Origin of the sequence: Streptomyces sp. NBC_01463 (assembly GCA_036227345.1) — a bacterium.
GTDB lineage: Bacteria > Actinomycetota > Actinomycetes > Streptomycetales > Streptomycetaceae > Streptomyces.
This window is the reverse complement of record CP109468.1, coordinates 4,322,727-4,346,073: the sequence shown is the minus strand read 5'-3', so window position 1 is coordinate 4,346,073 and position 23,347 is coordinate 4,322,727. Positions and strand designations below refer to the sequence as shown.

Here is a 23,347-nt window from a genome sequence, read left to right as displayed (position 1 = left end):
ACTCCTGGTGGTGAGGCCGTTACGCGCGCACCCCCGGGCCGCCCGCGTGCCCGCCGCCGTACGGCTTACGGGGCGGCGGCGTCGATCGCCTTCACGATCCGCTTGTCCGAGACGGGGAAAGCGGTGCCCAGGGCGTGCGCGAAATAGCTGACCCGCAGCTCCTCGATCATCCAGCGGATGTCCAGGACCTCCTGCGGAACGGGCCTGCCCTGCGGCAGTTGCTCCAGCAGCCAGGCGTACTCGTCCTGCATCTCGTGGACCTTCTCCATGCGCGTGGTGTCGCGCTGGACGTTCGTCGGCATCTGCTGGAGCCGGCGGTCCTCGGCGACCAGGTAGCGCATCAGGTCGGGCAGCCTGCGCAGTCCGGTCAGGGTGACGAACCCGGGTGGCACGAGACGGGCCAGGTGGTCCCGTACGTCCGTGACGTTGTTGATCAGGACCAGGCTGTTGGTGGTCTTCAGCCGGCGCTCGCAGGCCTGCCAGGCCGCCAGGATCTGCTGGACCTGGCCGATCGTGCGGACGGTCAGGTCCACCAGGTCGGCGCGCACCTTGTCGTACAGCTTCCGGAACGACGCCTCGTCCCAGGCCGGGCCGCCGTGCGCGGCGATCAGCCGGTCGGCGGCCGCCGTCGCGCAGTCGTCGAAGAGCGCCTGGATGGAGCCGTGCGGATTGCGGGACAGCGCGAGCTTCTGCTGGTTGGTGAGCTTGTCCGATGCGAACTTCGCCGGGTTCACCGGGATGTTCAGCAGGATCAGCTTCCGGGTGCCGCGCCACATCGCCTGCTGCTGCTCGGCCTCGGTGTCGAAGAGCCGTACGGCCACTGTCTCGCCCTGGTCGACCAGAGCCGGGAACGCCTTCACCGGCTGACCGGCCCGACGGGTCTCGAAGACCCGGTCCAGCGCGCCGATCGTCCAGTCCGTGAGGCCCGACCGCTCGATGGACTCACCGGTGGGGCCCGCGGTCGCCGCGGCGGCCTTGGAGAGCGCCTGACGGGCCTTGGGACGCAACTGGACGCGCAGCGCCTCCAGGTCCTTGTCCTCGGCCACCTTGCGGCGCCGCTCGTCGACGACCCGGAAGGTGATCTTCAGGTGGTCCGGGACCCGGGTGAGGTCGAAGTCGTCGGCCGTGACGGGGACGCCGACCATCCGCTGGAGCTCGCGCGCCAGGGTGAACGGCAGCGGCTCCTGGAGGGGCACGGCCCGGTCCAGGAACTTGTCCGCGTAGTTCGGCGCGGGCACGTAGTGCCGGCGGATCGGCTTCGGCAGGGAGCGGATCAGCTCGGTGACCACTTCCTCGCGCAGGCCGGGGATCTGCCAGTCGAAGCCGTCGGACGTGACCTGGTTGAGCACCTGGAGCGGGATGTGGACGGTCACACCGTCCGCGTCCGCGCCGGGCTCGAACTGGTACGTCACCCGGAACTTGAGCTTCCCCTGCCGCCAGGAGTCCGGGTAGTCGTCCTTGGTGACGGCCCCGGCCTTCTCGTTGATGAGCATGGAGCGCTCGAAGTCCAGCGCGTCCGGCTCGTCCTTGCGCTTGTGCTTCCACCACGAGTCGAAGTGCGCGCCCGAGACGACGTGTTCCGGGATCCGCTGGTCGTAGAAGTCGAACAGCGTCTCGTCGTCCACGAGGATGTCGCGGCGCCGGGCGCGGTGCTCCAGCTCCTCGACCTCGCCCAGGAGCTTGCGGTTGTCGTGGAAGAACTGGTGGTGGGTGCGCCAGTCGCCCTCGACCAGGGCGTTGCGGATGAAGAGGTCCCGCGAGGTCTCCTGGTCGATCCGGCCGAAATTGATCTTGCGCTGGGCCACGATCGGTACGCCGTACAGCGTGACCCGCTCGTACGCCATCACCGCCGCCTGGTCCTTCTCCCAGTGCGGCTCGCTGTAGGTGCGCTTCAGCAGATGCTGGGCCAGCGGCTCGATCCACTCCGGCTCGACCCGGGCGTTCACCCGCGCCCACAGCCGGGACGTCTCGACCAGTTCGGCCGACATCACGAACCGCGGCTGCTTCTTGAACAGCGCCGAACCGGGGAAGATCGCGAACTTGGCGCTGCGGGCGCCCAGGTACTCGTTCTTCTCGGTGTCCTTCAGCCCGATGTGCGACAGCAGACCGGCGAGCAGCGAGGTGTGCACCGACTGCTCCGGGGCATCGTCCTCATTGAGCTCGATCCCCATCTGCTTGGCGACCGTACGCAGCTGCGCGTAGATGTCCTGCCATTCGCGGATGCGCAGGAAGTTCAGGTACTCCTGCTTGCACATCCGGCGGAAGCTGGAGGAGCCGCGCTCCTTCTGCTGCTCGCGGATGTAGCGCCACAGGTTCAGGAACGCCAGGAAGTCGGACGTCTCGTCCTTGAACCGGGCGTGCTGCTGGTCGGCCTGCGTCTGCTTCTCGGACGGCCGCTCGCGCGGGTCCTGGATGGAGAGCGCGGAGGCGATGACCATGACCTCGCGGACACAGCCGTTGCGGTCGGCCTCGATGACCATGCGGGCGAGCCGCGGGTCCACCGGCAGCTGGGAGAGCTGACGCCCCAGCGGGGTGAGCCGCTTCTTCGGATCCTTCTCGTCCGGGTCGAGCGCGCCGAGCTCCTGGAGGAGCTGCACACCGTCACGGATGTTGCGGTGGTCCGGCGGGTCGATGAAGGGGAACTTCTCGATGTCGCCGAGGCCGGCCGCGGTCATCTGGAGGATGACGGACGCCAGGTTCGTCCGCAGGATCTCCGGGTCGGTGAACTCCGGCCGGGTCAGGAAGTCGTCCTCGGAGTACAGCCGGATGCAGATGCCGTCCGACGTACGGCCGCAGCGGCCCTTGCGCTGGTTGGCGCTGGCCTGCGAGATCCGCTCGATCGGCAGCCGCTGGACCTTGGTGCGGTGGCTGTAGCGGGAGATGCGGGCGTTGCCCGGGTCGATCACGTACTTGATGCCGGGGACGGTCAGCGAGGTCTCGGCGACGTTCGTCGCGAGGACGACCCGGCGTCCGGTGTGGCGCTGGAACACGCGGTGCTGCTCGGCGTGCGACAGGCGCGCGTAGAGGGGGAGCACCTCGGTGTGTCTGAGGTTGCGTTTGCCGAGCGCGTCCGCGGTGTCACGGATCTCCCGCTCGCCGGAGAGGAAGACCAGGACGTCGCCCGGCCCCTCCGTCTGGAGCTCGTCCACGGCGTCGCAGATCGCGGTGATCTGGTCGCGGTCGGAGTCCTCGCTGTCCTCTTCGAGGAGGGGACGGTAACGCACCTCGACGGGATACGTACGCCCGCTGACCTCGACGATCGGCGCCTCGCCGAAGTGGCGCGCGAAACGCTCCGGGTCGATGGTCGCCGAGGTGATGACGACCTTCAGGTCCGGGCGCTTGGGCAGCAGCCGGGCCAGGTAGCCGAGCAGGAAGTCGATGTTCAGCGACCGCTCGTGGGCCTCGTCGATGATGATCGTGTCGTATGCGAGCAGCTCGCGGTCCGTCTGGATCTCGGCGAGCAGGATGCCGTCCGTCATCAGCTTGACGAACGTCGCGTCCTGGTTGACCTGGTCGGTGAACCGGACCTTCCAGCCGACGGCCTCGCCCAGCGGCGTCCTCAGCTCCTCGGCGATGCGCTCGGCCACCGTGCGCGCCGCGATCCGGCGCGGCTGGGTGTGCCCGATCATGCCGCGGACGCCACGGCCCAGCTCCATGCAGATCTTGGGGATCTGGGTGGTCTTGCCGGAGCCGGTCTCACCGGCGACGATCACGACCTGGTGGTCGCGTATCGCCTCCAGGATCTCGTCCTTCTTCTGGCTGACCGGCAGCTGTTCGGGGTACGACAGGGCAGGCAGCCGCCCGGCCCGCAGCGCGAGCCGCCCGGCTGCCTTGGTGGCCTGGCCCGCGATCTCGTCCAGCACGGCCTGCTGGGCCTCGGGCTGACGAATGCGGCGCGCGCCTTCGAGGCGGCGGCCGAGCCGGTGCGCGTCGCGGAGCGAGAGCTGCCCGAGCTGGGACTGGAGATCGGCAAAGGAAGTAGACATACGGGTCCCAGGATCTCACCCGGGCCCGAGGAACGGCGAACCTATTTCGCGCGGTCTCGGTCACCGGACCCGCACGGTCGGGGAGCGCGCGGTCACAGCACGTACCATTCCGGACAGTCGATCTCTCTGCCGAGCCCCTGCCGGAAGGCCTGTCCGCCGTGTCCCGTTCGTCGTGGTGCTGCCTGCCGGCGGCCCTCGCTGTCGTCCTGGGACTGTTCTGCGGACCGGCGACGGCGACGGCCGCGGTGCCGTCGCCTCTCCCGGACGCGTCCGTTGCAGCTGTGACCGTGAACGAGACGGTGACCGCGACCGAGACGGTGGCCCGGGACATCGGGCAGCGGGACGGGCTTGCGGGCTGTGGGCGCAGGAGCGGGCACGACGGCGGTGAACCGGGTGTCCCGGGGCGGTCCCGAGCCGCCCACGACCAGGCACCGGGCCTCGCCGAATGGGGTCTGCCCGAGGCCGTCGGACCGGAGCCGCTGCGGTGGTCCGCACCGATGAACCCGCGCGGCCCGGACGCGGCCGCGCCGACCCCGGTGGAACTCTCCGTACTGAGGGTGTAGACGGCCCGCACCTCCCGGCCGTCCTCCTTCTCTCTCCCTCCCGCATCGCCAGCTCGGAGTTCCGCATGCCCACATCCCCGCCCAAGCCGTCGTCCCTGAAGCAGTCCTCGCGCAAGCCGCTCGTCTACGCCGCCGGGGTCGTCGTGGCCGCCGCCCTGTTCGGCTACGTCTCCTACCGGGCCACCGCCCCCGAATCCGCCGGCGCCTCCTCGTCCTCGGTGGTGGCCGACGTCACCGCGGGCCCGGACGAGGGCGTCTACCCCGAGCTGGCGAAGCTCGCCCGCCGCGAGGCCGGCGACAAGCTGGCCCTGGGCCGGGCGGACGCGCCCGTCGTCCTCATCGAGTACGCCGACTTCAAGTGCGGCTACTGCGGCAAGTTCGCCCGGGACACCGAACCCGCCCTGGTGAAGAAGTACGTCGACAACGGCACCCTGCGCATCGAATGGCGCAACTTCCCGATCTTCGGTGCCGAGTCCGAGGCCGCCGCGCGAGCCTCCTGGGCCGCCGGACAGCAGGGCCGCTTCTGGGAGTTCCACCGGGCCGCGTACGCCGAAGGGGCCAAGGAGAAGGGGTTCGGCAAGGACCGCCTGAGGGCGCTCGCCCGCCAGGCGGGGGTGCCCGACCTCGACCGCTTCGTGCGCGACACGGACGGTACGGCGGCCGCGGCGGCGGTGAGCGAGGACCAGGAGCAGGGGTACGGAATCGGCGCGACGTCCACCCCGTCCTTCCTGGTCAACGGCCGCCCGATCGCCGGGGCGCAGCCCGCGGAGACCTTCACCCGGGCCATCGACCAGGCGGCGGAGCGCGCGAAGAACATCGGCAGCGCGGGCCAGGACGCCGAGGGGGCCTCCGGGACGAGCACCGCGTCCCCCGAAGCGAGCGCCGCGAAGTGACGCCCGGCATCGGCTACTTCGCCGCGTTCCTCGGCGGGCTGCTGGCCCTGCTCAGCCCGTGCAGCGCCCTGCTGCTCCCCGCCTTCTTCGCGTACTCCATCGACTCCGCTTCCCGGCTGCTCGCCCGGACCGGGATCTTCTACGCCGGACTGGCCACCACGCTCGTGCCGCTCGGCGCCGCGGGCTCGTACGCCGGGCGGCTGTTCTACAGCCACCGCGACGCCCTCGTCCTCGGCGCGGGCTGGCTGATCATCGGCCTCGGCGTCGCCCAGATCGTCGGCCTGGGCTTCGCCTCGCGCCGGATCTCCGCCCTCAGCGGCCGGATCAGGCCCACCACGGCCGTGTCCGTCTACGCCCTCGGCGCCGTCTACGGACTGGCCGGCTTCTGCGCGGGACCGATCCTCGGCAGCGTCCTGACCGTCGCGGCCGTCAGCGGCAGCCCGGCGTACGGCGGACTGCTGCTCGCCGTCTACGCGCTGGGCATGGCGGTGCCGCTGTTCGTGCTCGCGCTGCTCTGGGAGCGGTTCGAGCTGGGCCGGCGGGCCTGGCTGCGCGGCCGCGCCCTGCGGCTGGGCCGCTTCGAACTGCACACGACGACGCTGCTGTCGGGGCTCTTCTTCATCGCCCTGGGCGCCGTGTTCCTCGTGTACGACGGGACGACGGCGCTGCCCGGACTGCTGGACGTGGACCAGTCGTTCGCCGTCGAGCAGTGGGCCCGGGGCATCGGCGAGCACGTGCCGGACGCGTTGCTGCTGGTCGCGGTGGTGGCCGTGGCGCTGCTGGTGATCGCGGTGCGGTCCGGGCGCCGCCGGGACCGCGGCGGGGCGGAGGAGCTGAACACCGTGGACCGGGAGGGTGCCTGACACGGCGAAAGCCCCGTCCGACGGACGGGGCTTTCGGGTGGTGGCTGGGGCCGGGATCGAACCGGCGACCTATCGCTTTTCAGGCGATCGCTCGTACCAACTGAGCTACCCAGCCACGCAGCTCACAAGGGCTGCAGCGGTCCTGACGGGATTTGAACCCGCGGCCTCCACCTTGACAGGGTGGCGAGCACTCCAAACTGCTCCACAGGACCAAGCAATGTGCGAGAACAAGTCTCGCACACGTTAAAGCGTGCCCCCAACGGGATTCGAACCCGTGCTACCGCCTTGAAAGGGCGGCGTCCTGGGCCACTAGACGATGAGGGCTAAGGGCCCACCTGCGCGCTTTCCAGCGCGTCGGGGACGTCAGAAGCATATGGGATGGCGGCGGCTATCGCCAAAACGGTTTACGGGGAGGGGGTGGGAGACGTCGGGAGCGGGCTCCGGAGGGCCGGGTCGTCCTTGGGCAGATGGCGGCTGACCTCGGCGGTCGTCAGCCCGAGACCGCCCAGCGTGATCTCGTCCCAGGCCTGCAGACGGCGGGTCGAGCGGTCCAGATAGAGCACCGACGCGAGGACCTGCTCCGGCTTCTCGTTCTGTACGGCCCGCAGCCCGCCGCCGCCCGTGGACCCCTCGATCATCAGCCGGGTGCCGCCCTTCATGAGCTCGTTCTGCCGGTGGTGCACATGACCGGCCAGCACCAGCGGGACCGCCCCGTCCGTCTGCCGGGCCGCCTCCGGTTCGTGGGTGACGGCGATGTCGGCCGGGGTGCCCGCCCGCTGCTGGGCGCGCAGCGCGCCGGCGAGCCGCAGCCCCGCCGCCCGCTCGACGTCCGCGGCCTGCTCCGGCCCCGTGCGGTCCGGGGTGAACTGCGGGTCCCCGATGCCCGCCACCCGCAGCCCGCCGACGGTCACCGCGCGGCCCTCGTCCAGCACGTGCACGTTCTTGAAGCGCTTGTTCCCCTCCAGGTACTTCTGCGTCACCGCGGAGTCGTGGTTGCCCCGGACCCAGACGTAGGGCGCGCCCAGATCGCTGACCGGGTCGAGGAAGCTGTTCTCCACGGCCGCCCCGTGGTCCATCGTGTCGCCGGAATCGATGATCACGTCGATGTCGTACTGCTCGACGAGCGAGCCGATGATGTGCCAGGCCGCGGGGTTGAGGTGGATGTCGGAGACGTGCAGGACGCGGAGCGTGGCGGGGTTCGGGCTGTAGACGGGGAGCGTGGATGTGGCGTCGTACAGCTTGGTGACGTTGGTGACCAGCCGGGCCAGCTCCTGCTGGTAGACGTCGAAGTCACTGACGATCGAGCGGGCGTCGCCGACGACGGAGGGCGCGCTGGAGAGCAGTCCGGAGAACTTCGGCTCCAGGACGGACTCCGGGTTCCAGGTGGCGTACGCGCTGACGCCCGATGCGGCCAGCAGGGTGAGCGCGAGCCCGCCGGCGGCCAGGGCGCGGCGGGGCCGGCGGTAGACGGCGAGGCCGAGGGCGGTGGCCCCGGAGACGACCGCGACGCAGGAGCGCACGGCGAGCTCGCGGGCGCCGGTGTTGACGTCGCCGGTGACCTCGTTCTCCAGGCCTGCGAGCCGTTCGGGGTGCTGGACCAGGGCCTCGGAGCGCACCGGGTCGAGGCGGTCGACGTCCACGTCGAGACGGACAGGGGCGTGGTGCGAGTCCAGTTCCAGTGCGCCGAGCGGGGACACGTTGATCTTGGTGCCGCCGCTGAGGGAGGGGCGCAGGGTCATCGTCGTGTCCATCGGGCCGACGGGCGTACGGACGCTCCCCACGACCAGCAGTCCCAGCCAGGCGCCGCACAGCACGACGGTGACCAGGCCGAGCGCCCGGACGAACGGGCGGGGCGAGACGGCGGACAGGGCGCCGGGGCGGGGCCGGCGGCCGGGGCCGCGGCCGGAGCGCAGGAGGTGCCGGACGCGGGTTGCTGCGGCGCGGAACGGGGCGCGGGCCATTGGGCGCGTATGCCCCGGTGCGGGGGCGAATATGCCCTTCGGCCGGTCCGGGGCGCATCCGGCGGCCGTACGTGACAATGGCGGGGTGCTGGAGATGACGCGGGAAGCGTTCGAGGAACTGGTCGGCGAGGCGCTCGACCGGATCCCGCCGGAGCTCACCCGGCTGATGGACAACGTCGCGGTGTTCGTCGAGGACGAACCGGAGTCCGACGATCCGGAACTGCTGGGGCTCTACGAGGGCACACCGCTGACCGAGCGCGGTGAGTGGTACGCGGGCGTGCTGCCGGACCGGATCACCATCTACCGGGGACCGACGCTGCGGATGTGCGAGTCGCGCGAGGACGTCGTGGCGGAGACGGAAATCACAGTCGTGCACGAGATCGCCCACCACTTCGGCATCGACGACGAGAGGCTGCACGCGCTCGGCTACGGGTGAGGGCGCGGGGCCGGCCGCAGGCGGGATCGGCTTCGGGTGAGGGCGCGGGGCGGGCCGTACCGGCCCGGCTCCGGGGGTCCGCGGAGTGCGCCGTGAGGTGTGAACGACCTGTGCGGGCCTGCCCGGGGGCGTGTCCCCGGCGGGGCGGCGGGAGTTGGGCACAGCGCTCCCGGCTCGTTTCCGTCCCGCCCCGTCCTTCCTCGCGCCCCCGGAGGTGCCCCCGTGCGCCAGTTTCCCGTTCCCGTCCGCTGGGCGGCCGTCACTGCGGTGACGATCGCCGCGTCCACCGGCTGCATGAGCATCGGCTCCGACGGCGGGAAACCGGCGCCCTCGCGGTCCGCCTCGCCCAAGGGGGCGGCGGCGGAGCCGGACGGCTCCACGGTGGCCGGCACCGGCAGCGCCCGTACCGGGGGCGGCTCCGGGGCGCACTCCGAGCGCAAGGGCGGCCGGTCCGGTGATCCGAGTGCCTCCGCCGCCCCCTCGGGCAGCCCCGGCGGCGGCCGGGACCGGCCCGGACCGGCCCGGGGCGGCGATCCGTCGGCGCCGGGGCCATCGGCGCCCGGGCCGGGCGTTCCCGAGCAGCCCCAGACGCCGGCGCCGTCCGACCCGGGACCCGGCACCCCCGAGAGCCCGCAGCCGCCGGTGGAGCCGGAGCCCGATCCGGAGCCCTCGGACCCCCAGCCGCCGGCGCCCTCCGCGTCGCCGGCCGCGCAGCTCCGTAACGGTGCGCCAGGCTCGCCGGACGGCGTCTACGCGTTGCGGACTCCGCAGGCATCACCGCAGGTGGGACCCGCTTGACGGGGCGGTCGGCAGGGAGCGGTTTGCGCAAAGTGGGGGAGAGTGCGTATGGTGGTAGATCGTTTGATCCCATTGCCCGGCGCCGACACAGAAGAGCGCCGTGTGGCGCGTACTCTCCCTTGCCGTGGCTGGACCGCATTGAGGCGGTCGAAATTGCGAAAACACGGAGTTACGGGCGCGTGCCGAGACTCCGGAAGGTTTCGCATTTCGCATGTCAATTTCCAGTTCTGACCACACCGTCATGCCCGAGAACGTCGAGAACGATGTCGAGAGCGCCGAACTCATCGAGGTCGCGGAGGCCGTCATCGCCGAGTCCGCCGACTCCATCGACTCCGCCGACGCCATCGAGGCGGACGCCCCCCAGGCCGAGCAGGCCGACACCGACGCCGCCGACGAGGCGGACGCCGAGCCGACCATCACCTTCGCCGACCTGGGCCTGCCCGAGGGCATCGTCCGCAAGCTCGCGCAGAACGGTGTGACCGCGCCCTTCCCGATCCAGGCGGCGACCATCCCGGACGCCCTGGCGGGCAAGGACATCCTGGGCCGAGGCCGTACCGGCTCCGGCAAGACCCTCTCCTTCGGTCTGCCGACCCTGGCCTCGCTGGCCGGTGGGCACACCGAGAAGAAGAAGCCCCGCGCGATCATCCTCACCCCGACGCGTGAGCTCGCGATGCAGGTCGCGGACGCGCTTCAGCCGTACGGCGACGTGCTCGGCCTGAAGATGAAGGTCGTCTGCGGCGGTACGTCGATGGGCAACCAGATCTACGCGCTGGAGCGCGGTGTCGACGTCCTCGTCGCCACCCCGGGCCGGCTGCGCGACATCATCAACCGGGGCGCCTGCTCCCTGGAGAACGTCCAGGTCGCCGTCCTCGACGAGGCCGACCAGATGTCCGACCTGGGCTTCCTGCCCGAGGTCACCGAGCTGCTCGACCAGATCCCCGGCGGCGGCCAGCGCATGCTCTTCTCCGCCACCATGGAGAACGAGATCGGCACCCTGGTCAAGCGCTACCTGAGCAACCCGGTCACCCACGAGGTCGACTCCGCCCAGGGCAACGTCTCGACCATGTCGCACCACGTCCTCGTCGTGAAGCCGAAGGACAAGGCGCCGGTCACCTCCGCCATCGCCGCCCGCAAGGGCCGCACGATCATCTTCGTCCGCACCCAGCTGGGTGCCGACCGCATCGCCGAGCAGCTCGTCGAGGCGGGCGTCAAGGCGGACGCACTGCACGGCGGCATGACCCAGGGCGCCCGTACCCGCGTTCTCGAGGACTTCAAGAAGGGCTACGTCAACGCGCTCGTCGCGACCGACGTCGCCGCCCGCGGTATCCACGTCGACGGCATCGACCTGGTCCTGAACGTGGACCCGGCCGGTGACCACAAGGACTACCTGCACCGCTCGGGCCGTACCGCCCGCGCCGGCAAGTCCGGTGTCGTCGTGTCGCTGGCGCTTCCGCACCAGCGCCGTCAGATCTTCCGCCTCATGGAGGACGCCGGCGTCGACGCGTCGCGCCACATCGTCCAGGGCGCGGGCGTCTTCGAGCCGGAGGTCGCCGAGATCACCGGCGCCCGTTCGCTCACCGAGGTCCAGGCCGACTCCGCGAACAACGCCGCCAAGCAGGCCGAGCGCGAGGCCGCCGACCTGACCAAGCAGCTGGAGCGCGTCCAGCGCCGTGCCGTGGAGCTGCGCGAGGAGGCCGGCCGTCTGGTCGCCCGCGCCGCACGCGAGCGGGGCGACGACCCCGAGGCCGCAGTGGCCGAGGTCACCGCCGAGGCGGAGGCCGCACTGCTGGCCGCCACCTCCGTTCCGGAGCAGCCCGCAGCGCGCGAGGAGCGTCGCGACGACCGCGGCAACTACGAGCGTCGCGACAACCGCGGCGGCGACCGTGGCGGTTACCGCGGCGGCAACAGCGACCGCACCGGCGAGCGCAGCGGCCGTCCGGCCGGCAGCAACGGCTACCGCGGCAGCAGCGACCGTCCGTCCTTCCGCGGCAGCAACGACCGTCGTGAGGACCGTCCCGTCGGCGGCGGCTTCCGCTCCGGTGGCGGTGACCGTCGTGACGACCGCGGTGGCCGTTCCTTCGAGCGCCGTGACAACGACCGTCCGTCGTTCAACCGCGACCGTCGTGACGAGCGCCCCTCGGGCGGCTTCCGCTCCGGTGGCGGTGACCGTCGTGACGACCGCGGCGGCCGTTCCTTCGAGCGCCGTGACAACGACCGTCCGTCGTTCAACCGCGACAACGACCGCCCGTCGTTCAACCGCGACCGCCGTGACGACCGCCCGTCCGGTGGCTTCCGCTCCGGCGGCAGCGACCGTCCGTTCAACCGCGACCGTCGTGACGACCGCCCGTCGGGCGGCTTCCGCTCCGGCAGCAGCGACCGCCCGACCGGCCGCCGCGACGACCACCGCGGTGGCACCGGCACGGGTACCGGCACCGGCACCTTCGGCCGCCGCGACGACAAGCCGCGCTGGAAGCGCAACGGCTGATCGTCAGTAGGTCTTCCGACCTCTGAGAGCGGGCTCGTCCTTCACGGACGGGCCCGCTCTGCTTTTTGCCCGGCTCGTTCCTTGAACGGGTTCGAATCTGTCTATCGGTGCACGCGCGGCGGCTGTTAATGTCACCTCATTCGCATGGGGGGTTGGGGCCGGGGGGCTTTTACTTCGCGCAGACCGCGGCACACGCTGCCGCGTCCTTCCCATGCCTCTTCGAGGGTGTCCGGGAGGGACTCGGCTTGAGACGTCACATGGGCGTGCGCAGTGCGGTCGCCGTTGTTGCGGCCATTGTCATCGGCGCGGGCTTCGTACCGCTGAACGCAGGACCCGCACGTGCGGCTACCGGTGGCGAGGTGGTCTTCCCCGCAGACGTCGCCGGACAGCCGAGGACGGTCATTCCGCTGTCGGCCGGGCCGACGGGGTACCTCCGGTACGAGGAAGGGCGCGGTCAGTTCTGGAGTTCGTACAGTGGTGAGAACCACATCATCTACAACGACCTCGAGGGGCCCGACGCCGACGGTACCTACGGGGCCGGGTCCGACGTCGTGGCGGCGTACCGGAGCCGGGGGATGTCCGAATCCGGCGAGATCCGGCTGTATGACGTGGTCGCAGGGACCAATTCCTACGTGGAGCTGCCCGACGGGCACCAGTACGTGGGGACCTACGGCACGACGGTCGTGACGTACAGCCGCACGAGCCCCACAGCCGCGCCGGAGTGGCATCTGCTGCGGCTCGTGGACGGTGCCGTCCAGGACACCGAGGTCGTCGGATGGCCCGATGGCGCCGAGCGTCCTCTCAAGGCGGTCACCGGTGGGGCCGATGGGGTTCTCGTGCAGTACCGCCAAGGAGCCCGCCTCCGGCCATTGTGGATCTCGCTGTCGACCGGTGAGGCCCGCCCGGTGGGCCCCGGTGTCTCTGCCGGGACGGCGTCCACGGTGGTGTCACGCGACCACGTGGTGGAGTGGACCAAGGACGGCAAGGTGACGTTCTACGCGAAGGGCACATCGCAGTCCGGGCAGCTGTCCGTGAGCCAGGTGAAGGACCTTCCGTATGCGGAGGGCGACAGGCTTCTCGGCGTCACCGGGCAACAACTCGTGGTCGCACGCGCCTCGGGGGCGGGAGGCTCGACTCCGTACCGACTCGTGACCGTTCCGCTGGACGGCGGTCCCGAGGAGGCGCTCTTCGCGTACGGGCGGGCCGACGCCATGCCCACCCCGGACGGCGGGCTGCTCGTGGTGGCCGGCTCCCGCCCTGACGGGCTGGGCGTGCAGCTGGTCCGTCCCGGTGACGGCGGATCGACCACGGAGAAGCTGGTCGACGTCACACCGGCTACGTCGCGCCCACAGGGGATGAGTTTCAGCCAGGGAAGGCTCGAATCGCTGGAGCTCCTGTCCGACCAGAGCAAGGGCTTCCGCTCGCGAACGGTATCCGTGTCGGGTCCGCTTGCCGTCGGTGATACGGGGCCGGCCGGTGACCGTGGTTTCGATCTGGCGGACTGCGGGGACGGCGATGGGTGCCCGACCCTGTTCGCCACGGGCGACGGACGAACCGTGATCATGCCTGCCCCCAACGGCGGTGGCGCACAGATGCCGTCGCTCGTGGGGCCGGGAGGGACCGAGGCCGTTCCGTTGTCGGTCCCCGGTCTTGCCTGGTTCCAGGTCGTGGATGTGTCGGGACGCTACGCACTGGGTCGCGGCGGCCGTACCGACGGCAGCGACGCCGGCACCGTCACCGTCGACCTGGACACGGGGACGCTGCTGGCGCGCATGCCATTCAGTGGTGAGGACGCCGATCTGTACGGAGACCGGGTGTGGGGGGCGGGCGCCGTGGCGGGCACGGTGGCCGGTCGCGACGCGCGCACCGGCGCAGTGCAGCAGACGGTGGATCTCGGCACCGGGTGCAAGGCCGAGGACATCAAGGTGACCTTGCACTGGCTCAGTTGGGACTGCGCCGGAAGCACGGCCAGGGGCGGCGTCTTCGATCTTGAGAAGAAGACCAATCTGACCTATCCCGACCCGGTGTCCGTGCTCGGCGACGGGTACGTCGGGTGGCGCAACGGAGACGACGTGAAGATCACTGATGTGCGGGGAGGGACCCCCGTACCGGTGCACACGTACGTGATGGCCGGCGACGGTGAGCGGGAACAGCAGTACGCCATCGATGCCGGCACCGGACGTCTCGCGTATCAGCGGCAGGCCGATGGAGACATCACGGTCGCCGACCTGGGGATCCCCGCCTCGCCGCTGGCTCGCATCGACTCCGACGTTCCGGCATCGGCGACGCTGCGGGGCGGCGTCCCGTCCTGGGCGGCGCGTTGGTGGTTGTCGAAGCCTGCCGCCTCCTGGCAGCTGACGTTGAAGAACCAGGCCACGGGTGCCACCGTCCGGACTCTCACGGGCGGGGAAGCGCGTGGCCTGGTGAAGGCGGTGTGGGACGGCAAGGACGCGGCGGGCAGGTTCGTCGCCAACGGCGCTTACGCCTGGGCCCTGTCGGTGAAGCCGGCCGATGGGCAGGGTGCGGACCTCACGGCTTCGGGTTCGGTGAGGCTGTCCGGCGGCGCGCCCGTCCCCCGCGACTTCGTCGGCAACGACGGCTTCGGCGACCTGCTGGCGTTCACGCCGGCGGGCGCGGCGGATTTCCGGGCCGGTACGGGTACGGGGACGGGTTCGGTGGACGCCAAGGTGTCGGGCTCGGGCTGGACGGGCGCGAACAGCGTGACTGCCGCGGTGCCGTTCGACGACGTGAGCGGTGACCGGTGCAACGACGTGCTGGTGCGGGTGCAGAGCGGCGAGCTGCGGGCGTACAAGCCCGCGTGCGGTGGCGCGTTGAAGTCGACGACGCCGTTCACGAAGGTGGGTCTGGGCTGGAACGTGTACGACGCCCTGACGTCACCCGGAGACCTGACCGGGGACGGCCGGGCGGACGTGATCGCCCGCGAGACGTCGACCGGTTACCTCTACCTGTACGAGAGCAGGGGTGCCGGTGTCTTCAAGGCGCGGGTGAAGATCGGCACGGGCTGGAAGGGCTATCTGCTGGCGGGTGCCGGGGATGTGACCGGTGACGGCAGGGGTGATCTGTTGGCGCGGGATGCGGCCGGGGTGTTGTGGCGGTATGCCGGGACGGGCAAGGGGACGCTGGCGGCGCGGGTGAAGGTCGGTGGTGGCTGGCAGGTGTACAACTCGCTGGTGGGCGTGGGCGATCTGAGCGGTGACGGCAAGGCCGATCTGCTGGCCCGGGACACGTCCGGGGTGCTGTGGAGCTACCGGGGCGACGGCAAGGGGCTGTTCTCGGCCCGGGCGAGGGTCGGGGGCGGCTGGCAGACGTACCGGACGCTGTCCTGACGCAGGGCCCGACAGGGCGCACGCGGCTGGCCCGTACGGCACTCCTTGCCGTACGGGCCAGCCGCGTTGGGCCTGTGCCCGCTCTTTTGAACGAGTTCGAGAAGGGGCTTCGTGGCTGGTCACATCGTTGCTAGGATCCGCTCAGCTTTCCGGGCTCATCGGGGAGAGCGGGGTGGGGACCCCGCTCGGATCTTCACCACTCGGCCGTCATCACTTCCGCGTTCTTCTTCGCAGACAGACCACCGTGGTCCCCCGTGCCCGTTTCTGCTCCTGGGGAGGGACACGGACGTGAGGCGTATTCGTGCGCGCAGAACGATCTCCACTGTGGTGGCGGTCGGGCTGATGGTGGGGTCAGGGATGTTCGCGGGCGGGGCTGCGGCTGCCGGCGAAAGCTCGTCGGGGGATGCGCCAGGGGGTCTCGCGGCGCAGACGGTGCGTGCGGTCGCTCCGGTCGCAGGAGGGGTCAGCCGGGTCTCGCTGGCCAACGGCGTGCTGGCGACCAGGGAGTCGAACGGCTCCGATGAGGCCTTCTACCGCCGGATGGTGACGGCCACGCCTGCGGGGCTCACTGTGGGCGGTCCCGAGCTCCTGGGTCACACGGACGCCGCATACGTGGGTCCCTACCCGAGCGGTGACGGCCACGTGTTCGAGTTGTACCGCTATGAGGCCGGCACCACGAGTGTCAGCTCGGTGGGTGACGAGGACGACCGGCGGTCGTTGCGCATGGACGCGGACCTGGACTCGGTGGTCGAGATCACCGGGCGCTACGCGGTCATCAACGGCAGCAACCCGGTGCTCCAGTACATCGGTGATCTCGGGGAGAGCCCCTCCATCGTCGTGTCCCGTCCGGTCAGAGCCGCGTCCGTGTGGGGCACCACGCTGTGGTCGGCCACGACGGCGAAGGGGGTGCTGACCGCACAGGATCTCAAGACGAGGAAGATCACCCGGACGATCGACACCGGTCTGCCTTGCGTGTTCAAGGAACTCCAGGCGGTCGGACGGTGGGTCTACTGGTCGTGCGGGCCGACCGGACAGGCCGGGGTATGGGACGTCACGGCAGGCAAGAACATCGGGGTGCCCCGCGGCGAAGCGCTCATCGGCGACGGCTATCTGGTGCAGCACGACAGGAGCACCGGACAGCTGATGCTCACCGGCTTCCAGGACGGCACGGCGAACGACACCCATGCCATCGGTGAGGTGCCGGACACCGCTGAGCGCGGGGTGACCTGGACGGTGGACAGGTTCGGTGGTCCGGTCGCCTACATCGCGGCCGACCAAGGCGTGTATCTCGTATCGAGCGGGGTGGCGAGGCAGCCGGTCGCGGTCGTCGAGACCGAGGCCGGCGGCAGCACCGGATGGGCCAACCCCTGGAAGGCCACCTGGCTGATGTCCCGGCCGGTGGGCTCCTGGAGGATCGTCATCAGGAACAAGGCCACCGGCACGGTCGTACGCACCATGGACGGCCTGCCGAACGCGGGTGGCGTATCGGGCTCGGCGACCTGGAACGGCCGCAACGACAAGGGTGGTTACGTGCCTAACGGCGCGTACGTCTGGACGCTGTCGGCCAAGCCGCTCGACGGGAAGGGGCCGGACGCGAGCACCTCGGGCACCCTGAAGCTGACCGGTGGTGCGGCAGTGCCGCGTGACTTTGTGGGGCGTGACGGTTTCGGCGACCTCCTGGTGTTCACGTCGAACGGAGACTCCGCGTTCCGGGCCGGTACGGGGACGGGCCGGGTGGACTCGTACGAGCCGGGCAGCATGGACTGGTACGGCGCCAAAGCGGTGACGGAAGCGGTGCCGTTCGACGATGTGAGCGGTGACCGGTGCAATGACGTCCTGGTGCGGATCCCGAGCGGTGAACTGCGGGCGTACAAGCCGAAGTGTGGTGGTGCGCTGTACAACACGACTGCGTACACGCGGGTCGGTGGTGGCTGGAACGTGTACGACGAATTGACGTCGCCGGGTGATCTCACGGGTGACGGGCGTGCGGATCTGCTGGCCCGGGAGAAGGCGACGGGCTATCTGTATCTGTACGAGAGCAGGGGTGCCGGTGTCTTCAAGGCGCGGGTGAAGATCGGTACGGGTTGGAAGGGCTATCTGCTGGCGGGTGCCGGGGATGTGACCGGGGACGGCAGGGGTGATCTGCTGGCGCGGGATGCGGCCGGGGTGTTGTGGCGGTATGCCGGGACGGGCAAGGGCACGCTGGCGGCGCGGGTGAAGGTCGGCGGTGGCTGGCAGGTGTACAACTCGCTGGTGGGCGTGGGTGATCTGAGCGGCGACGGCAAGGCCGATCTGCTGGCCCGGGACACGTCCGGGGTGCTGTGGAGCTACCGGGGCGACGGCAAGGGGCTGTTCTCGGCCCGGACGAGGGTCGGGGGCGGCTGGCAGACGTACTCCAGGCTCGCCTGATGTCCCGACCCGCAACCACACCGGTTCGTCCGGGAGACAGAGGGAAATCCTTGTCCATATCTGCCCGTGCACTCAGGGCGGCGGCAGCGCTGGCCGTGCTCGCCTCCGTCGGCGGGGCGCTGCCCGCCACCGGCGCTGCCGCCCGGGAGGCCCCGCCGGCAGCCGCCGCTCCGGCCAGGATCAGCACGACGGGTGTCTGGGGTCTGGACTTCGGCGGCGGCGTGCTGAACACGGTGGAGCGCTTCACCAACGACATGCAGTACGTCCTGTCGCGCCGGATCAGTGCGGACGGGACGTCCGTGGGCGAGCCGCTGCGCGGGGCGTTCGCGGGCGTGTACGCGACCGGGGACCACCTGGAGCGGGTGCAGTGCGACGCCGGTTCCTGCGTTCCCCTGACCGCTGCGGGCAACGGCCACTACGGCGTGACCGAGGTGACGTCCGGCGGTCTGGAGACCGTGAAGGTCTGGGTGGATCCCAACGAGCTGTACTACGCCCCGGACGCGCAGTTCCCCGCGGCGAACATCGTGGACCTGACCGGCCGCTACTCGGTCGTCGACGCGGGATCACCGTCCAGGCAGTACGTACTGGGGGTCCAGAAGTACCGCCTCACCCAGGAGGAATGGACGCGCAAACCCACCGCCGCCGCGGTGTGGGGGACCAGGCTCTGGGCCGCGAGTGCCACGGCGGGTGCCGTCACCTCGACCGACATCGCGCGGAAGAAGGTCATGGAGACGGTCGCCACCGGCGCCCCTTGCGTGATCAAGGAACTGCGGGTGGTCGGACGCTGGGTCTACTGGAACTGCGGCTCGGCCGGACCGGCGGGGGTCTACGACCGTACGTCGAAGAGATCCGTCTCCGTGCCGTCGGGGCCCGCGCTCGTCGGCGACGGATTCCTGGTCCGGCACGACCGGGCGGCCGGCAAGCTGATGCTCACGGACTTCCACACGGGGACTGTCGCGGCGCCGCGAGCGGTTGCCGATGTGCCGGCCGGAACGGTCGCCGACCAGCGGCGGCTCACCTGGGCGGTGGACAAGTTCGGCGGGGACATCGCCTACCTCGACTCCACGGCCACCGTGCACATCGTGCCCAGCGGGGTATCGGCCCAGCCGCTCGCGAAGATCGCGTCCGATCCCGCCACGAACGACATCTACATCGGGGGTGCGGACGGCCTCCCGGACCGGTCGAGCACCTGGCAGTTCAACAAGCCCGTGAACTGGACGTTCACCGTCAAGGACTGGCTCGGGCGCACCGTACGCACCATGAAGGGCGAACCGGGCACGGAGGTCGACGTCACCTGGGACGGCACCACCGACACCGGCGGCTACACCCGCAGCGGGCCCCACACCTGGTCCCTGAAGGCGACGGCCGCCGACGGTGGCGGCACGTACACCACCAGCGGGAGTGTCGGTGTCGCCGGCGGCGAGGAAGGCTTCCACGACCAGGGCTACTACGCCTTCGGCGACCTGGTCACCCTCAACTCCTCCGGTGCCCTGACCGTTCAGTTCGGGCAGATCGCGGGACGCTTCGACGGCAAGACGTCCGGCTCCGGATGGCCGGCGGGCACTCTCGCCGTGCCGTTCGCGGACACCGGCAGCGACCGTTGCGCCGAACTGCTCGTCCGGCTTCCGGGCGGCGAGCTCCGTCAGTACGCGGGCCGCTGCGGCACGTCGGGATACACGCCTGCGAGCAGTCACCTCTCGGTCGGGAAGGGCTGGCAGCAGTACGACGTGCTGACCTCGCCCGGTGATGTGAACGGGGACGGCCGGGCCGATCTCGTCGCACGGCAGACGAGCACCGGCGACATGTACTTCTACGCGGGTGCGGCCGGCGGGAAGTTCGCGGCCAGGGTGAAGATCTTCAACAACTGGAAGACGTACGCGCAGATCACGGGCGCGGGGGACCTCACCGGCGACGGCCGCCCCGACCTGCTCGGGCACGACCGCAGCGGAGGCCTGTGGCGGTACGACGGCCGGGCCGACGGCACGTTCGCGCCGCGGGTGAAGGTGTTCTCGGACTGGGGGCGTACGTACGACACCGTCGTGGGCATCGGGGATCTGTCGGGCGACGGCAGGCACGACATCGTCGTACGCGACTCGGCGGGGAAGCTCTTCCGCAACGACGGTAACGGCAAGGGGTCGTTCGGGGCCCGAACCCCGATCGCCACCGGATGGCAGGTCTACAAGGGGATCTACTGACAGCGGGACGGCCCGCGTACGGGCCGTCCCGTACTCGGGCTGCGTCCTGACGGTGGGCCGTCCCGTAAAGCGGGTCGCGTTCTGACGGTGGGCCGTCCCGTACGTGGGACGCGCCCTGCGCATGTCATGCCCCCAGCGAGGGAATCGCTGGGGGCATGACAAACAACCCAGGCGGCGCGCCGCCCGAGAACCCGTCCCCGCCGCCCCCGCCACCCTCTCCCGCCCCACCCGCAGACTCGGACGAGGCGCGGCTGGCCGAGCTCGGCTACACACAGGTCCTCGCGCGCCGGATGTCCGCGTTCTCCAACTACGCGGTCTCGTTCACGATCATCTCGGTGCTCTCCGGCTGCCTGACCCTCTACCTGTTCGGCATGAACACCGGCGGCCCGGTCCTGATCACCTGGGGCTGGGTCGGCGTCGGCCTGATGACGCTGTTCGTCGGTCTGGCGATGGCCGAGATCTGTTCGGCGTACCCGACCTCCGCGGGCCTGTACTTCTGGGCCCACCGGCTGGCCCCGCCCCGCTCGGCGGCCGCGTGGGCGTGGTTCACGGGGTGGTTCAACGTGCTGGGGCAGGTCGCCGTGACCGCCGGGATCGACTTCGGGGCGGCGTCGTTCCTGGGGGCGTACCTGAACCTCCAGTTCGACTTCGAGGTCACCCCGGGCCGCACGATCCTCCTCTTCGCCGCCATCCTGCTGCTGCACGGCCTGCTGAACACGTTCGGCGTGCGGATCGTCGCGATCCTCAACAGCGTCAGCGTCTGGTGGCACGTGCTCGGGGTCGCGGTGATCGTCGGCGCGCTGACGTTCGTACCGGACTCGCACCAGTCGGCCTCGTTCGTCTTCACCGAGTTCGTGAACAACACCGGGTGGGGCAGCGGCTTCTACGTGGTGATGATCGGGCTGCTGATGGCCCAGTACACCTTCACCGGCTACGACGCCTCCGCCCACATGACGGAGGAGACGCACGACGCCGCGACCGCCGGCCCGCGCGGCATCGTCCAGTCGATCTGGACCTCGTGGATCGCCGGATTCGTCCTGCTGCTCGGCTTCACCTTCGCCATCCAGTCGTACGACGGAGCCCTCGGCTCACCGACCGGGGCCCCGCCCGCCCAGATCCTCCTCGACGCCCTGGGCGCGACCACGGGCAAGCTGCTGCTCCTGGTGGTGATCGGCGCCCAGCTCTTCTGCGGCATGGCGTCCGTGACCGCGAACAGCAGGATGATCTACGCCTTCTCCCGGGACGGCGCCCTGCCGTTCTCCCGCGTCTGGCACACGGTGAGCCCCCGCACCAGGACCCCCGTGGCGGCGGTCTGGCTGGCCGCCACCGGCGCGCTTGTCCTGGGCCTCCCGTACCTGATCAACGTCACCGCGTACGCGGCCGTCACCTCCATCGCGGTGATCGGCCTCTACATCGCCTACGTCATCCCCACCCTGCTCCGCCTCCTGCGCGGCGACGACTTCCGCCCCGGCCCCTGGCACCTGGGCCGCTGGTCCCGCCCCATCGGCATCGTCGCGGTGGTGTGGGTCGTGGTGATCACGGTGCTCTTCATGCTGCCCCAGGTGTCGCCCGTCACCTGGGAGACCTTCAACTACGCCCCGGTCGCGGTCCTGGTGGTCCTGGGCTTCGCCGCCACCTGGTGGTTCGCCTCGGCCCGCCACTGGTTCCTCAATCCGGATCACAAACGCACGATCGCCCGCAATACTCCCCGCTGAACGGGGGCGCTGCCACGACGACCGGGCCCGGCAACCGATACCCGATCGGAGGCCGGGCCACGGCGGGCTATGCTCGTGGGAGATTCGCCGAGGGCCGTTAGCTCAATTGGTCAGAGCAGCGGACTTTTAATCCGTTGGTTGTGGGTTCGAGTCCCACACGGCCTACGCGATGCAGGGCGGGGAAGCCCATCCGACCTGCCGCTCAGCGCCTCGACCGGTTCCATCCGGTCGGGGCGCTGCGTCGTTCCGGGGCTCTTGCGTGAGCGGACGGGCCGACAACAGACGCCGGGTTTCCATGCGAGAGCCGCTTTCCGCCAAATACGCGACACATCAACACATACGTGGTGTCGAGCGTCGCGTCTCCGGTAGTCAGTGGATCTTCCGATTCCCCGACCGAGGAGCCCCTCGTGTTGCGTCGTCACGCCCCCCACCTGCCTGCCGCGGCCGCCGTCACTGCCACCGCCGTTGCCGCGCTCGCCCTCACCGCCTCGTCCGGTCAGGCGGCCACCGCCGGCGGCCAGTCGCGAGTTGAGTCACGGCCGGCCGTTCTGGCTGCCGACAACGGTGATGTGCTCAGCTCGGAGTCGGGTGTCTTCTACCTGGACCCGCTCAAGGCGATCAAGGTCAAGGCGACCGTGCACCGGATCATGTACCGCACCACCGACCGCACCGGCAAGGTCATCGTCGTCACCGGCACCGTGCTGAACCCCGCGACGTCCCCGTACGGTGAACGCCCGATCGTCGCGTTCGCCCCCGGCACGCAGGGCCTGGCGGACAAGTGCGCCCCCTCGCACCAGATGGCCGACGGCACCGAGTACGAGGCGCTGCCCATCAAGCGGCTCCTGGACCGGGGTTATGCCGTGGTGGTGACGGACTACCAGGGGCTCGGCACGCCCGGAGTCCACACGTACATGACCCGCGAGGCGCAGGGCCGCGCGGTCCTGGACTCCGTCAGGGCGGCCCAGCGCCTGGACGCGGTGGATCTCCCGGACGCCGGTCCGGTCGCGCTCTACGGCTACTCCCAGGGCGGCGGCGCCACGGCGTCCGCCGCCGAACTGGCCCCCACCTACGCGCCCGAGCTGAAGATCAAGGGCGCCGTCGTCGGCGCTCCGCCCGCGGACATGAACAAGGTGGCCGACAGCATGGACGGCTCCGCCTACGGGGCCTTCTTCAACTACGCCCTCTCCGGCCTGGCCACCGCGTACGGCATCGACATCGACCCGTACCTGACCGCCCATGGCAAGCGCGTGACGAACGACCTGCGCGACAACCTGTGCACGACCCAGGCCCTCGCCAAGTACCCGTTCCTGAACTCGCGTTTCCTGACCGTGGACGGGCGCCCGCTCACCGAGCGCCTCAAGCGTGCCCCGTGGAACGCGATCGTGGCCGACCAGCGGCTCGGCGAGCGCAAGCCCGCCGTACCCGTCCTGCTCTCGCACAGCGCCCTGGACGACGTCATCCCCCAGCAGGTCGGCAAGGACCTGGCCGCCGACTGGTGCCGGCTGGGCGTGACGGTCAGGTTCGCGGGCAACATCGTCCCCGGACACATCGCAGCGACCGAGGCGACCAGTGCCGACGGACTCCCCTGGCTCGCGGACCGCTTCGCGGGGGAGTCCGCCCCGAGCACCTGCTGACCGGGACGGGCGGATCGGGAATCCCGTCTGTGCCTTGACCGTCTCGATCGCCTCGGACCCGA

General features: G+C 70.6%; 13 protein-coding genes and 4 tRNA genes. 12 read left to right on the top strand and 5 right to left on the bottom strand.

Annotated features, from left to right (window positions below; genetic code table 11):
• Positions 1-65: 65 nt before the first annotated feature.
• Positions 66-3,986, bottom strand: a complete 3,921-nt coding sequence (gene hrpA, locus OG521_19135; GenBank protein ID WUW22794.1) for an ATP-dependent RNA helicase HrpA — start codon at positions 3,984-3,986, stop codon at positions 66-68.
• Positions 3,987-4,267: 281 nt separating this feature from the next.
• Between hrpA and OG521_19130 the strand changes: the two genes are divergently transcribed.
• The 3 genes from OG521_19130 (at position 4,268) to OG521_19120 (ending at position 6,305) form a co-directional block, all read left to right on the top strand.
• Positions 4,268-4,549, top strand: a complete 282-nt coding sequence (locus OG521_19130) for a hypothetical protein (protein WUW22793.1) — start codon at positions 4,268-4,270, stop codon at positions 4,547-4,549.
• Positions 4,550-4,614: 65 nt separating this feature from the next.
• Positions 4,615-5,442, top strand: coding sequence for a DsbA family protein (locus OG521_19125; GenBank protein WUW22792.1), 828 nt, complete (start codon positions 4,615-4,617; stop codon positions 5,440-5,442).
• The gene (locus tag OG521_19120) at positions 5,439-6,305 is read left to right on the top strand and encodes a cytochrome c biogenesis CcdA family protein (protein ID WUW22791.1); all 867 of its coding nucleotides are present in this window, start codon (positions 5,439-5,441) and stop codon (positions 6,303-6,305) included. Before OG521_19125 ends, OG521_19120 begins: the two co-directional genes overlap by 4 nt.
• A 38-nt stretch (positions 6,306-6,343) precedes the next feature.
• Here OG521_19120 and OG521_19115 read toward each other — a convergent pair.
• From OG521_19115 to OG521_19100, 4 genes are all read right to left on the bottom strand, one after another.
• Positions 6,344-6,420, bottom strand: a tRNA-Phe gene (locus OG521_19115).
• Between the two features lie 22 nt (positions 6,421-6,442).
• Positions 6,443-6,517, bottom strand: a tRNA-Asp gene (locus OG521_19110).
• Between the two features lie 39 nt (positions 6,518-6,556).
• Positions 6,557-6,629, bottom strand: a tRNA-Glu gene (locus tag OG521_19105).
• 80 nt (positions 6,630-6,709) lie between these two features.
• Positions 6,710-8,266 (bottom strand): metallophosphoesterase, encoded by a 1,557-nt coding sequence (locus OG521_19100; protein ID WUW22790.1) that lies wholly within the window; start codon positions 8,264-8,266, stop codon positions 6,710-6,712.
• 85 nt (positions 8,267-8,351) lie between these two features.
• On the opposite strand from OG521_19100, the gene OG521_19095 reads away from it, so the two are divergent.
• From OG521_19095 to OG521_19055, 9 genes are all read left to right on the top strand, one after another.
• On the top strand, positions 8,352-8,702 hold the full coding sequence (locus OG521_19095; protein ID WUW22789.1) for a metallopeptidase family protein: 351 nt from the start codon (positions 8,352-8,354) through the stop codon (positions 8,700-8,702).
• Between the two features lie 222 nt (positions 8,703-8,924).
• On the top strand, positions 8,925-9,500 hold the full coding sequence (locus OG521_19090) for a hypothetical protein (protein WUW22788.1): 576 nt from the start codon (positions 8,925-8,927) through the stop codon (positions 9,498-9,500).
• Positions 9,501-9,741: 241 nt separating this feature from the next.
• Positions 9,742-11,985 carry a DEAD/DEAH box helicase gene (locus OG521_19085; GenBank protein WUW22787.1) on the top strand — a complete coding sequence of 748 codons (2,244 nt, stop codon included), beginning with the start codon at positions 9,742-9,744 and terminating at the stop codon, positions 11,983-11,985.
• Between the two features lie 65 nt (positions 11,986-12,050).
• Complete coding sequence (locus tag OG521_19080) at positions 12,051-15,332, top strand: FG-GAP-like repeat-containing protein (protein WUW22786.1); 3,282 nt, start codon at positions 12,051-12,053, stop codon at positions 15,330-15,332.
• A 432-nt stretch (positions 15,333-15,764) separates the two neighbouring features.
• Positions 15,765-17,741 (top strand): FG-GAP-like repeat-containing protein, encoded by a 1,977-nt coding sequence (locus OG521_19075; GenBank protein WUW22785.1) that lies wholly within the window; start codon positions 15,765-15,767, stop codon positions 17,739-17,741.
• A gap of 50 nt (positions 17,742-17,791) precedes the next feature.
• Positions 17,792-19,936 carry a VCBS repeat-containing protein gene (locus tag OG521_19070; protein WUW22784.1) on the top strand — a complete coding sequence of 715 codons (2,145 nt, stop codon included), beginning with the start codon at positions 17,792-17,794 and terminating at the stop codon, positions 19,934-19,936.
• A gap of 155 nt (positions 19,937-20,091) precedes the next feature.
• Positions 20,092-21,651 (top strand): amino acid permease, encoded by a 1,560-nt coding sequence (locus OG521_19065; GenBank protein WUW22783.1) that lies wholly within the window; start codon positions 20,092-20,094, stop codon positions 21,649-21,651.
• Between the two features lie 91 nt (positions 21,652-21,742).
• Positions 21,743-21,816, top strand: a tRNA-Lys gene (locus tag OG521_19060).
• A 242-nt stretch (positions 21,817-22,058) separates the two neighbouring features.
• Positions 22,059-23,285 carry a lipase family protein gene (locus OG521_19055; protein WUW22782.1) on the top strand — a complete coding sequence of 409 codons (1,227 nt, stop codon included), beginning with the start codon at positions 22,059-22,061 and terminating at the stop codon, positions 23,283-23,285.
• Positions 23,286-23,347 lie beyond the last annotated feature (62 nt).

Bases quoted from the DNA above. Each gene is read 5' to 3' on its own strand.
- hrpA (WUW22794.1), bottom strand. From the start codon at position 3,986: ATGTCTACTTCCTTTGCCGATCTCCAGTCCCAGCTCGGGCAGCTCTCG.
- OG521_19125 (WUW22792.1), top strand. From the start codon at position 4,615: ATGCCCACATCCCCGCCCAAGCCGTCGTCCCTGAAGCAGTCCTCGCGC.
- OG521_19100 (WUW22790.1), bottom strand. From the start codon at position 8,266: ATGGCCCGCGCCCCGTTCCGCGCCGCAGCAACCCGCGTCCGGCACCTC.
- OG521_19085 (WUW22787.1), top strand. From the start codon at position 9,742: ATGCCCGAGAACGTCGAGAACGATGTCGAGAGCGCCGAACTCATCGAG.
- OG521_19065 (WUW22783.1), top strand. From the start codon at position 20,092: ATGACAAACAACCCAGGCGGCGCGCCGCCCGAGAACCCGTCCCCGCCG.